7 protein-coding genes and 1 pseudogene are annotated in these 12,566 nt (G+C 74.8%); 1 reads left to right on the forward strand and 7 read right to left on the reverse strand.

Translation table 11 applies throughout. From position 1 onward, the window contains the following. Positions 1-298 precede the first annotated feature (298 nt). From E9565_RS07730 to ilvD, 6 genes and pseudogenes are all read right to left on the reverse strand, one after another. On the reverse strand, positions 299-1,321 hold the full coding sequence (locus tag E9565_RS07730; RefSeq protein WP_236834466.1) for a 3-isopropylmalate dehydrogenase: 1,023 nt from the start codon (positions 1,319-1,321) through the stop codon (positions 299-301). Positions 1,322-2,683: 1,362 nt separating this feature from the next. Further along, a pseudogene (gene ilvC, locus E9565_RS07735) lies at positions 2,684-3,652 on the reverse strand (ketol-acid reductoisomerase); the annotation flags it as partial. Positions 3,653-3,719: 67 nt separating this feature from the next. Then, positions 3,720-4,247: an acetolactate synthase small subunit gene (ilvN, locus tag E9565_RS07740; RefSeq protein ID WP_236824616.1), complete on the reverse strand. Its 528-nt coding sequence runs from the start codon at positions 4,245-4,247 to the stop codon at positions 3,720-3,722. A gap of 5 nt (positions 4,248-4,252) precedes the next feature. Then, positions 4,253-6,136 (reverse strand): acetolactate synthase large subunit, encoded by a 1,884-nt coding sequence (locus E9565_RS07745; protein WP_236834467.1) that lies wholly within the window; start codon positions 6,134-6,136, stop codon positions 4,253-4,255. A gap of 234 nt (positions 6,137-6,370) precedes the next feature. Next, positions 6,371-9,202 (reverse strand): bifunctional diguanylate cyclase/phosphodiesterase, encoded by a 2,832-nt coding sequence (locus E9565_RS07750; protein WP_236834468.1) that lies wholly within the window; start codon positions 9,200-9,202, stop codon positions 6,371-6,373. Positions 9,203-9,272: 70 nt separating this feature from the next. After that, positions 9,273-10,997 (reverse strand): dihydroxy-acid dehydratase, encoded by a 1,725-nt coding sequence (gene ilvD, locus E9565_RS07755; protein ID WP_236824619.1) that lies wholly within the window; start codon positions 10,995-10,997, stop codon positions 9,273-9,275. 63 nt (positions 10,998-11,060) lie between these two features. Between ilvD and E9565_RS07760 the strand changes: the two genes are divergently transcribed. Next, positions 11,061-11,447 carry a PH domain-containing protein gene (locus tag E9565_RS07760; protein ID WP_236824620.1) on the forward strand — a complete coding sequence of 129 codons (387 nt, stop codon included), beginning with the start codon at positions 11,061-11,063 and terminating at the stop codon, positions 11,445-11,447. Here the strand turns inward: E9565_RS07760 and E9565_RS07765 are convergent. Further along, complete coding sequence (locus tag E9565_RS07765; protein ID WP_236834469.1) at positions 11,441-12,385, reverse strand: 2-hydroxyacid dehydrogenase; 945 nt, start codon at positions 12,383-12,385, stop codon at positions 11,441-11,443. The two genes, E9565_RS07760 and E9565_RS07765, sit on opposite strands and share 7 nt — an antisense overlap. Positions 12,386-12,566 lie beyond the last annotated feature (181 nt).

Consider the following 12,566-nt stretch of genomic DNA (forward strand, 5'->3'; position numbering starts at 1 on the left):
CGGCCCGAACACGAAAAAGACCCCCCGGGTACGGGAGGTCTGCGCGCAGTCGGGGAGGTGACTGCGCGCTAGGCGATGATGATCCGGCCGGTGGTGCTCATCACGGAGGAGTAAACCACTGCTGCGACGCCAGGCCCCAGCCCGGGGCCGCGGATCGGCGGGATCGGCGCCGGCCCGCCGGCGAGAATCCGGGGGTGACCCCACGAGGCCGGAGGCCCGTGCACCCCGCGGACGGCGAGCTCCCGGGCTGACCGGCGCCCGGGGGCGACCTGGCCCACCCGTGCTCCGCCCGGGTGGCTCAGCCGCCGGCGAGCGCGGTGAGCCGGTCGCCGACCTCCGCCGTGCGGATCGCCGCCCGCGGGTCCCGCGTGGACAGGTCGAAGGCGACGGCGGCGTCGACCTTGCGGGCCTGCTCGGTGCGGCCCAGGTGCTCGAGCAGCAGCCCCACCGACAGGACGGTGGCCGTCGGGTCGGCGATGCCCCGGCCGGCGATGTCGGGAGCCGACCCGTGCACCGGCTCGAACATGCTCGGGTTGGTGCCCGAGGCGTCCAGGTTGCCGCTCGCCGCCAGCCCGATGCCACCGGTCACCGCGGCGGCGACGTCGGTGACGATGTCGCCGAACAGGTTGTCGGTGACGATGACGTCGTAGCGGCCCGGGTCGGTGATGAAGAACATCGAGGCGGCGTCGACGTGCTGGTAGGCGACGGTGACCTCCGGGAACTCGACCGACACCTCCTCCACGATCCGCGACCAGAGCCCACCGGCGTGGGTGAGCACGTTGGTCTTGTGGATCAGGGTCAGGTGCTTGCGCGGGCGGGCGACGGCGCGCTCGAACGCGTAGCGGACCACGCGCTCCACGCCGAAGGCGGTGTTGAGGCTGACCTCGGTCGCGACCTCCTGCGGGGTGTCCTTGCGCAGCACCCCGCCGTTGCCGACGTAGGGCCCCTCGGTGCCCTCGCGGACGCAGAGCATGTCGATCGGGCCGGCGTCGGCCAGCGGGCTGCGGACGCCGTCGAACAGCTTCGCGGGACGCAGGTTGACGTGGTGGTCGAGCTCGAAGCGGAGCCGGAGCAGGAGCCCGCGCTCGAGGATGCCCGGCGGGACGCCGGGGTCGCCGATGGCGCCGAGGAGGATGGCGTCGTGCTGCCGGAGCTCGTCGAGCACCGTGTCCGGCAGGAGCTCACCGGTGCGCTGCCAGCGCGCGGCGCCCAGGTCGTAGGGCGTCGTCTCCAGGTCGGGGGCGACCGCGCGGAGGACCTTGAGCCCCTCCGCCACGACCTCGGGCCCGATGCCGTCTCCGGGGATCACTGCCAGGCGCATGGGAAGGGACACTAGGTCAGAGGGGGCCCGGGCCTGCCGCCCGGGCTGGCGACGCCCCGGTGGAAGGCCCTGCCGGCACCGCGTCCCGGCTGCCGCGGCGGTCCTTGCTCCCGCTCGGCGGCACCGACATCCTGACCGTGTCGCCGGCGCAGACCGGCCCCGACGGAGGAGAACAGTGAGCCAGTCCGACGACCAGCGTCGTTCCGAGTCCCAGCCGTACGGCGGCGGGAGCGGTCAGGAGCACGGCCAGCCCTCCTACGAGCAGCAGCAGTACGGCCAGCCCCGGTACGGGGAGCAGCCGTACGGCCAGTACGGCCAGCAGGGCTACGGCCAGCCCCAGTACGGCCAGCAGTACGGAGCCCCCTCCCCCTACGGGCAGCAGCAGCCCCAGCCGTACGGCGCGTACGGCGGGTACGCCGACCCCGGGGTGCCGGCGAAGCCGGGCGGGGTGATCACGGCGGCCGTGCTGGGCTTCGTCTACGGCGCCATCGGGCTGCTGGTGACCTTCTTCCTCCTGGTGTTCGGGGCGGCCGCCAGTGGCGCCGGCGGCGGCCTGGACGAGGAGATCCCCGGCTTCGGCGCGGTCAGCGGCGCCGTCGGTGGTGCGCTGATCGCCGTCGGCGTGCTGGCCCTGGCCTGGACGGTCGTCATGGTGTGGGGCTCGGTCTGGGCGCTGACCGGCCGCAGCCGGGTGCTGCTGCTCGTCGGCGGCTCGATCGCGCTCGGCTTCACGACCATCGGCCTGCTCGGCAGCCTCGTCGACGGCACCTCCGGGGACGTCGTGGTGAACCTGCTGTTCTGGCTGGCGGCCCTGGCGATCGTCGTCCTGCTGTCCCTGCGGCCGGCCACCCAGTTCTTCGCCGCCCACCGGTACCGCCGCACCGGTCGCTGAACCGGGTGGTTCCGGCCGGCCGGTCCTCCTCGGGGCTGCTCCGGCCCGGCTCCGGTGTGACCATCACTACCAACCGTCCCCGTCGGTCGCGACGGGGGACCCGAGCAGGAGGAACCGCCATGTCCAGCCCCACCGGTCCCGATCCCGACCGTCCGCAGGGCGGCTCGCCGCAGGACCAGCCGGGCTGGGGGCCGCCACCGGGCCAGCAGCCGGGCCCCGGGTACGGCCAGCAGCAGCCGCCCCAGCAGTACGGGCAGGGGTACGGCTACCCGAACGCGCCCGCCGGCTACGGCCAGGCGCCGGGCGGTCAGCGCCCGGGCCAGGTCACCGCGGCGGCGGTCATCGGTGTGGTGATCGGCGGCCTCGGCACGCTCGGTGGGCTGCTCACCCTCTTCGCCATCGGTGCCGTCTTCGAGATCGACGCCCTGCTCGGCCTCCTGGCGCTGCTGTCCTTCGCGTCGGCCGTCGTCGCGCAGCTTGCGCCCGGTCTCCTCGATCGGGTGCGCCTCGGCCTCGGCCCGGCGGCGCTTGAAGTCCGGCGCCCCGGCGTCCTGGTCGGCGATGAACGCCGCGGCCCACGAGCCGTCCTTGATCGCGCCGAGGACCTCCTTCATCGACTCCTTGACGCGGGCGTCGATGACCTTCGGGCCGGAGGTGTAGTCGCCGTACTCGGCGGTGTCGGACACCGACCAGCGCTGCTTGGCGATGCCGCCCTCGTACATGAGGTCGACGATCAGCTTCAGCTCGTGCAGGCACTCGAAGTAGGCGACCTCGGGCTGGTAGCCGGCCTCGGTGAGGGTTTCGAACCCGGCGGTGATCAGCGCGCTCGCGCCACCGCAGAGCACCGCCTGCTCGCCGAAGAGGTCGGTCTCGGTCTCCTCGGCGAAGGTCGTCCTGATCACGCCGGCGCGGGCACCGCCGATGGCCTTCGCGTAGGAGAGCGCGAGCTGGAGGGCGCTGCCGCTGGCGTCCTGCTCCACCGCGACGAGGCAGGGCACGCCCTTGCCGTTCTCGAACTCGCGGCGCACGAGGTGGCCCGGGCCCTTGGGGGCGACCATCGCGACGTCCACGCCGGCCGGGGGCTTGATGTAGCCGAAGCGGATGTTGAAGCCGTGCCCGAAGAACAGCGCGTCGCCGTCCTGCAGGTTGGGCTCGACCGACTCGGCGTACAGGTGCCGCTGCACGTGGTCCGGGGCCAGGATCATGATCAGGTCGGCCTCGGCGGCCGCCTCGGCCGGCGTGACGACCCGCAGCCCCTCGGCCTCCGCCTTGGCCCGGCTCTTGCTGCCCTCCGGCAGGCCGACGCGGACGTCGACGCCCGAGTCGCGCAGCGACAGCGCGTGGGCGTGCCCCTGGCTGCCGTAGCCCAGGACGGCGACGGTGCGCCCCTGGATGATCGAGAGGTCGGCGTCGTCGTCGTAGAAGATCTCGGCGGCCATGCTGTGGTGCTCTCCTTCGTTCGGTGCGACGGTTTGTGCACAAACCGCCCGAATGGGGTGGTGCGGACTAGGCGGTGCGCTCGACCGGGCGCAAGGTACCGGCGCCGGACATGGCGCGCGGGCCCCGCCCCAGGGCGACGGTGCCGGACTGGGCCATCTCCTTGATCCCCAGCGGCGCGAGCACCGCCAGCAGCGCCTGGAGCTTGTCGGGGGTGCCCGTGGCCTCGAGCGTCACGGTGTCCGGGTTGACGTCGACGACGCGGGCGCGGAACAGCTCGGCGGTCTGCAGGACCTGGGTGCGCTCGGCCATCGGCGCGCGGACCTTCACCAGCAGCAGCTCGCGCTGCACGGCGGCCCCGCCGTCCAGCTCGACGATCTTGATGATCTCGACGAGCTTGTTCAGCTGCTTGGTGATCTGCTCGAGCGGCTGGCTCTCCGCGTCGACGACGATCGTCATGCGGGAGAGGTCGGGGTTCTCGGTCGGCCCGACGGCGAGGGACTCGATGTTGAACCCGCGGCGGCTGAACAGCGCCGAGACGCGGGCCAGCACACCGGACTTGTTCTCGACCAGCACCGAGAGCGTGTGCCTGCTCATCCGATTCACACCTGCCCGTCGCCGAAGACCGGGCGCAGGTCGCGCGCGGCCAGGATGTCGTCGTTGCTCGCCCCCGCGGCCACCATCGGCCACACCTGGGCGTCGGCCCCGACGACGAAGTCGATGACCACCGGGGCGTCGTCGATCTCCATCGCCTTCTGGATGACCGCGTCCACCTCCTCCTTGGTCTCGCACCGCAGCCCCACGCAGCCCAGGGCCTCGGCCAGCGCGACGAAGTCGGGGATGCGCACCGGCTTCGGGGTGCCGTCGGCATTGCGGGCGTGCAGCTTGGTGTTGGAGTAGCGGCCCTCGTAGAACAGGGTCTGCCACTGCCGGACCATGCCGAGGTTGCCGTTGTTGATGACGGCGACCTTGACCGGGATCCCCTCGATGGCGCAGGTGGCCAGCTCCTGGTTGGTCATCTGGAAGCAGCCGTCGCCGTCGATGGCCCACACGGTCGTCTCCGGGCAGCCGTACTTGGCGCCCATCGCGGCCGGGACGGCATAGCCCATCGTGCCCAGCCCGCCGCTGTTGAGCCAGGTGCCGGGCTTCTCGTAGGAGATGAACTGCGCGGCCCACATCTGGTGCTGGCCGACGCCGGAGGTGTAGATCGCGTCGGGCCCGGCGATCGCGCCCAGCCGCTCGATGACGTACTGCGGGGACAGCGCGCCGTCCTCGGGCCAGTCGTAGCCGAGCGGGTAGCGCCGGCGCCAGTCGTCCAGCTGGGCCCACCAGGCGTCGAGATCCGGGGTGCGGCCGGCCTCGTGCTCGGCGCGCAGCGCCTCGACCAGCTGGGCGATGGTCTCCTTCGCGTCGCCGACGATCGGCACGTCGGCCTTGCGGTTCTTGCCGATCTCGGCCGGGTCGATGTCGGCGTGGACCACCGACGCCTCGGGGGCGAAGCTGGAGAGCTGACCGGTCACCCGGTCGTCGAACCGCGCGCCCAGCGCGACGATCAGATCCGCCTTCTGCAGCGCGGTCACCGCCGCCACCGTGCCGTGCATGCCGGGCATGCCCAGGTGCTGCGGGCTGCTGTCGGGGAACGCGCCGCGGGCCATGAGGGTGGTGACGACCGGGGCGCCGGTCAGCGCGGCGAGCGCGGCCAGCTCCTCGGTCGCCCGCGCCTTGAGCACGCCGCCGCCGACGTAGAGGACCGGTCGGCGGGCCCCGGCGATCAGCGCCGCCGCCTCGCGGACCTGCTTGCCGTGCGGGCGGGTGGTCGGCTTGTAGCCGGGCAGGTCCAGCCGCGGCGGCCAGGCGAAGTCGGTGGTCGCCTGCAGCACGTCCTTGGGGATGTCGACCAGGACGGGGCCGGGGCGGCCGGTCGCGGCCAGGTGGAAGGCCTCGGCGATCCGCTGCGGGATCTCCTCGGCGTCGGTCACCAGGAAGTTGTGCTTGGTGATCGGCATCGTGATGCCGCGGATGTCGGCCTCCTGGAAGGCGTCGGTCCCGATGGCGGCGCTGGGCACCTGCCCGGTGATCGCCACGACCGGGACCGAGTCCATGTAGGCGTCGGCCAGCGGGGTGACCAGGTTGGTCGCGCCCGGGCCCGAGGTCGCCATGCAGACGCCGACCCGGCCGGTGGCCTGGGCGTAGCCGGTGGCGGCGTGGCCGGCGCCCTGCTCGTGGCGGACCAGCACGTGGCGCACCTGCGAGTCGAAGAGCGGGTCGTACGCCGGCAGGATGGCCCCGCCGGGGATGCCGAAGACCACGTCGACGCCGACCGCCTCGAGCGAGCGCACGAGGCTCTGCGCGCCGGTGATGCCGGCCACCGGCTGGGCGGCGGCCTCGGCCACGGAGCGGGCGGTCGTCTCGACGCCGGTCAGCGCCGCGGCGGCCTCGCGGGTGGCGGCCTCGGAGCCGGGGGCCTCGTGGGGGGTGCTGGTCATCGCGCGTATCTCCTGTGCCTGGCGGCGTGGTACGGGCTGGTGCGACGGACGACGTGCTCGCTGTGCGGCAGGTCACGGCCAACAAAAAACCCCTCGTGCCGCGGGCACGAAGGGTCAGCGCGTCGGTCGGTGACCGGACGCGCTAGGCGAGTACGAGGACGCCGCGGGTGCGGGCGTCGGCGAGCATGCAGGTGCGAGGCACGGGGACACTGTGCGCCCGCGGCCCGCCCCGCGTCAACCGTCCCGTCCCACCACGTGGACACCCGATTCCATTTTCGACGTGTCCGGTGCCGTGACATCCAGCACCGACTCGTCGAAGCCGGCCAGCAGCGCGCGCAGCTCACCGAAGGGCATCGGCCGCGCGAAGAGGTAGCCCTGCAGGTAGCGGCAGTCCATGGCCTGCAGCTCGGCGAGCTGGGCCTCGGTCTCCACGCCCTCGGCGACGACGTCCATGCCGAGGGCCCGGCCGAGCTCGACGACGCCGGCGACCAGGGCGCGGCCGCGCGGGTCGGTGTCGATGCCGGCCACGAACTCCCGGTCCATCTTGAGGATCTGCACCGGCAGCCGGGCCAGGTACGCCAGCGAGGACCAGCCGCGTCCGAAGTCGTCCAGGGAGAGCACGACGCCCATGCCGCGCAGCGTCCGCAGGTCGCCGAGCGCGCCCTCGTGCGCATCCAGCAGCACCGACTCGGTGATCTCCAGGATCAGCTTGCCGGCGGGCAGCCGCGCCGCGGTGAGCGCGGCCGCGACGTCCGGGGCGAGGCAGCCGGCCTGGAGGTGGCGGGGCGAGACGTTGACGCCGGTCTGCACGTCCCAGCCGTCGGCGAGGAGCACCGCCGCGTGCTCGGTCGCCACCCGGAGCACCCAGCGCTGGAGGGGCACGATCAGGCCGTCCTCCTCCGCCAGCGGGATGAACTCGTCCGGCGGCACGGTGCCCAGGAGCGGGTGCTCCCAGCGCACCAGCGCCTCCAGCCCCAGCACGCGGCGGTCGTGCACGCCGACGACGGGCTGGTACAGCACGCGGAGCTGGCCCTCGGCGATCGCCGCGGGCAGGTCCCGGGCCAGCCGGGTGCGCCGGCCCACCGCCGCGTCGACGGCCTCCCCCGAGGAGCGCACGCAGCGCTTGCCCGCGGCCTTCGCCGCGCGCAGGGCCAGGTCGGCCTGCCGGACGGTGGCCGGCGCGTCGGCGGCGGGGTCGACCTCGGCCAGGCCGATGCTCCCGGAGACGGCGAACCGCGGACCGGCGCCCTGCCCGTCGGGCGAGGTCGCCCGGAACGGTCGGTCCAGGGCCACCACGAGGCGCTCGGCCAGCCCGGTGGCCTCCTCGAGCCCGCCCGGCACCAGGAGGGCGAACTCGTCGCCGCCCAGCCGGGCGACGAGGTCCTGCTCGCGGGCGCCGGCGCGCAGCTGGTCGGCGACCTGGGTCAGCAGCTCGTCACCGGCGTCGTGCCCGGCGACGTCGTTGACGGCCTTGAAGCCGTCGAGGTCGACCAGCAGCACGCAGCTCGGCCGGCCGTGGGCGGCCCGGTCGCGCGCTGCCTCGAGCGCGGCGAGGAACCGGGCCCGGTTGGGCAGCCCCGTGAGGAAGTCGGTCCAGGCCATGCGCTCCAGCTCCCGCTGGGTGGAGCGGTGCGCCGTGACGTCGCGCAGGTGCAGCATGAGCCCCGACCGCAGGGCGCTCCCGGGCACCCCGGCGCGGGCGGCGCCGGAGAGCTCGACGTCGCGCCGGTCGCCGCTGCCGGTGACCATGCGCACGGTCGGCGGCAGCGCGCCGGGCTCCGAGGGGACGCTCCCGCGCAGCACGTCCTCCAGCACCGCGCGGTCGCCGGCCTCGACCAGGTCGGCCAGCCGGCGGCCGGTGAGCTCGCGCTCGGACCAGCCGAGCTGGCCGTCGACCGCGCCCGACACCCAGTGCACCCGGCCGTCGCCGTCCAGCACCACGGTGACGTCCTCGGCGCTGGCGGCCAGTGCGCGGAAGTAGGCCTCGGCCCGCTGGAGCCGGCGGGTGAGCCGGCCGCCGTCGACGACCCAGACGAGGCTGCGCAGCGAGGTGCAGAGGACCAGCAGCCCGATCGCCGCCTGCTCCGGCGTCGTGAAGGAGTGCCCGGTGCCGAGCAGCCAGATGACCACGCCCGCGACGCCGTAGGCGGTCGCGTGGCTGACGGCCAGCCCGAACAGCGGCAGGCCATCGGTCTCCCGGCCGGGCTCGCTGTGGTACCCGCGGTCGGAGTCGACGGCCTGGACCGCCGCCGCCAGCATGGCTGCCCAGGCGAGGCTGACGAGCAGGTCGGACGGGGCCTCGCCCAGCACCCGGCTGAGCGCGGCCACGACGGTCGCGACCGAGGCCGCCAGCATCGAGACCAGCAGCCACACCGCCGGCGCGCGGCGGGACGCCGGCGCGCGGGAGACGGTCATGAGCGCGCCCGCGCAGAGCAGCGCGGCACCGGCGGGGTAGCCCATCGCCTGCAGGACCCCGACGAACCCGCCGCCGCTGGGGGAACCCGACCGCGACAGCACGAGCCCGGCGAGCAGCAGCCCCGCGACCACCACGATGGCGCCGTCGAGCAGCTCCCGCACGCCGGCCCGGTCGCTGCGCGGCGGGAGGAGCAGCCAGCAGGCCGCGAGCGCCAGGGGCAGCGCCAGCACCTGTGCGGCGTGCTCGGCCGTGCCCGCCGGACCGTCCACCACGCTGGACAGCCGACCCACCGCGAGCAGCACGGCGACCGCCGTCATGGCCCACCACGGCCGCCGCGCGGCGCGGTCCAGCCGGGAGGCGTGCCGCGCCACGACGACCGCGGTGGCCAGGGCACCGACCGCCAGCAGCACGCTGAGGGTCCCCTCGCCGGCCGCGGAACCGAGGGCGGGTCCCACGACCGCCCCCGCGACCGCCAGGACGGCGAGGACGACGTGGAGGAACCGGGACTCCCGTCGCTCCGCCGCCGAGGCGGCCGGTGGCATCGCGCCCGGCGAGGCGGTGCGCGGCGGGGCGGCGAACGGGGCGACGACGGACGGCGGGACGGTCCGGGCCGCAGCTCCGTCGTCCCGTCGCTGTGCGCCCAGGTCCACGACCCCGTGGTCGGCACCGGGGCCGGGGCGGTGGAACCCCCGCCGCCCCGGCCTCACCCGATCGGGTGGGTCAGCCGCAGATGGCGCCCTGCGCCGCGGACCCGACCAGCTTGGCGTACTTGCCGAGCACGCCGGTGGTGTAGCGCGGCGGGAGCGGCTCCCACCCCTCCGCGCGGCGGGCCAGCTCGTCGGCGTCGACCAGCAGGTCGAGGGTGCGCGTGGTCAGGTCCAGCCGGATCCGGTCGCCGTCGCGCACGAAGGCGATCGGGCCACCGTCGGTCGCCTCGGGGGCCACGTGGCCGATGCACAGGCCGGTCGTGCCGCCGGAGAACCGGCCGTCGGTGAGCAGCAGGACGTCCTTGCCGAGGCCGGCGCCCTTGATCGCGCCGGTGACCGCGAGCATCTCCCGCATCCCGGGCCCGCCCCGCGGGCCCTCGTAGCGGATGACCACGACGTCGCCGGGCTGCAGGGTGCCGTCGGTGACGGCGTCCATGGCACCCTGCTCGCCGTCGAACACCCGTGCGGTGCCCTCGAACACGTCGGCGTCGAAGCCGGCCGACTTCACCACGGCACCCTCGGGCGCCAGCGAGCCGCGCAGGATGCTCAGCCCGCCGGTGCGGTGGATCGGGTCGTTCATCGCGTGCACGATCGTGCCGTCGAGGTCCGGCGGGGCGATCTCGGCCAGGTTCTCGGCCATCGTCTTGCCGGTCACGGTCAGGGTGTCGCCGTGCAGCAGCCCGGCATCGAGCAGCGCGCGCAGCACGACCGGCACGCCGCCGACCCGGTCGACGTCGGTCATGACGTACTTGCCGAAGGGCTTCACGTCGGCCAGGTGCGGCGTGCGGTCACCGATGCGGTTGAAGTCGTCGAGGGTGAGGTCGACCTGCGCCTCGTGCGCGATCGCCAGCAGGTGCAGGACGGCGTTCGTCGAGCCGCCCAGCGCCATGACGACGGTGATGGCGTTCTCGAACGCCTCCTTGGTCATGATCTGGCGGGCGGTGATGCCCTTGCGCAGCAGGTTGACCACCGCCTCGCCCGAGGCGACCGCGTACGCGTCGCGCCGGCTGTCGGGGGCCGGCGGCGCGGCGCTGCCGGGCAGCGCCATGCCGATCGCCTCCGCGACGCTGGCCATGGTGTTGGCGGTGTACATGCCGCCGCACGAGCCCATGCCCGGGCAGGCGGCCTTCTCGATCGCGTCCAGCTCGTCCTGGGTGATGAGCCCGCGGGCGCACGCGCCGACGCCCTCGAAGACGTCGATGATCGTCAGGTCGCGGTCACCGAGCTTGCCCGGCAGGGTGGAGCCCGAGTAGAGGAACACGCTGGCCAGGTCCAGCCGAGCGGCGGCCATGAGCATGCCGGGCAGCGACTTGTCGCAGCCGGCCAGCAGCACCGAGCCGTCCAGCCGCTCGGCGAACATGACCGTCTCCACCGAGTCGGCGATCACCTCGCGGGAGACCAGCGAGGCCCGCATGCCCTCGTGCCCCATGGAGATGCCGTCGGAGACCGAGATGGTGCCGAACTCCAGCGGGAACCCGCCGGCGGCGTGCACGCCCTCCTTGGCCCGCTTGGCCAGCCGGTCCAGCGACAGGTTGCAGGGGGTGATCTCGTTCCAGGAGGACGCGACGCCGATCTGCGGCTTGGCGAAGTCCTCGTCCCCCATGCCGACCGCCCGCAGCATCGCGCGCGCCGGGGCCTTCGCCAGGCCGTCGGTCACCTCGTGGCTGCGGGGCTTGAGCGGGCTGTGGGTCGCGCCCGCGGGCTCGTTTCCGGGGATGAGGTCCTCGCCGATCGTCACGAGCGGGGATGGTAGGCCCGTTCCCCGACAGGCCGTGGCGCCCGGGTGGGAGGATCGCCCTCCGTGACCCCTCCCGCCCGCTTCCGGATGAGCCGGAGCGCGCTGCTGCCCGTCGTCATCCTGGCGCTCTGCGTCCTGCCCACGGCCCTGGTCAGCGCGTGGACGCTCCTGCTGCTGCTCGTCCCCGCCGCGGTGGCCGCGTGGGTGCTGCGGGCCGGGGTGGACGTCGGCGAGCACGGCATCACCGCCCGGTCGCTGCTGGGCTCCCGCACCGTGACGTGGTCCGAGCTCTCCGGCCTCCGCCTCGGCGAGCGCGGGGAGCTGTGGCTGGTGACCACCGGTGCCACCGAGGTGCGGCTGCCGGTGCTCCGGGTGCGCGACCTGCCCGGTCTGGCCGCCGCCTCGGGCGGGCGCCTCGCCGACCCCACGGCCCGCCCGGCGGATCAGTAGGCGTCGACGACGTTCGTCAGCGGCTGCCCCGCCAGGATGCGGCCGATCTGCTCGGTGACCGCGGCCGTAGCCCGCTCCCGCGTCGCCGGCACCTCCCCGCCGACGTGCGGGGTGAGCAGCAGGTTCGGCGCGCGCCAGAGCGGGTGGGCCTCCGGCAGGGGTTCGGGGTCGGTGACGTCGACGGCCGCGCGCAGGCGACCCGAGGTGAGCTCGTCCAGCAGCGCCCCGGTGTCGACGACCGGTCCGCGGGCGGCGTTGACCAGGAGGGCGCCGTCGGGCATCGCGGCGAGGAACCCGGCGTCGACCATGCCGGTGGTCTCGGCGGTCAGGGGAACCAGAAGGACGACGACGTCGGCCTCGGGCAGCAGCTCCGGCAGCTCGGCCACGGTGCGCACGCCCTCGCGCGGGCGGCGCGCGACGTAGGTGAGCCGCACGTCGAAACCGGCGAGCATGCGGCCCACCGTCGCCGCGATGTCGCCGGCGCCGACGACCAGCACCCGGGCACCGACCAGCGAGCGGTGCGTGGCGAACGACCACCGGCCGGCGTCGTGCTCGCGGACGAAGGACGGCAGCCCGCGCTGGGCGGCGAGCGTCGCCGCCACGACCCACTCGGCGGTGGCGGGGGTGTGCGCGCCGCGGGCGTTGCACAGCACGACGCCGTCGGGCATCCGCCCGGCGAAGCCCTCGGCGCCGGCGCTGGTCAGCTGCACCAGCCGCAGCCGGGGCAGCGCGTCCAGGAAGCCCTCCGGCGGCGGTGCCGAGCCACCGCCGGCCACCCACACCTGCGCCTGCGCCGGCTCGCCCCGCGGCGGCCCCTCCGCCGGCACCACCCGGTGCGCCCGCACCCGCGGCGACAGCTCCTCCACCGCCTCGGCCAGCCGGCGCGAGGGGACCAGCACGTGCAGCGTCTCGTCCGGCGCAAGCTCCAGGGTCGTCACCGCCCCACGCTAGCCAGCGGCGCGCCCGCGCGCGCACCCCGGCCGCACGTACCCTGGGCCGGGTGAGGCCGACGAGGGCGCGGAGCGCACCGCGCGCGGCCGCCGCCCTGCTCGCCGGCCTCCTGCTGGCCGGCTGCGGCGGTGGCGGCTACGAGCCCGCCGGCCCCTTCCGCCCGCTGCC

Origin of the sequence: Blastococcus sp. KM273129 (assembly GCF_021698995.1) — a bacterium.
Classification (GTDB): domain Bacteria; phylum Actinomycetota; class Actinomycetes; order Mycobacteriales; family Geodermatophilaceae; genus Blastococcus.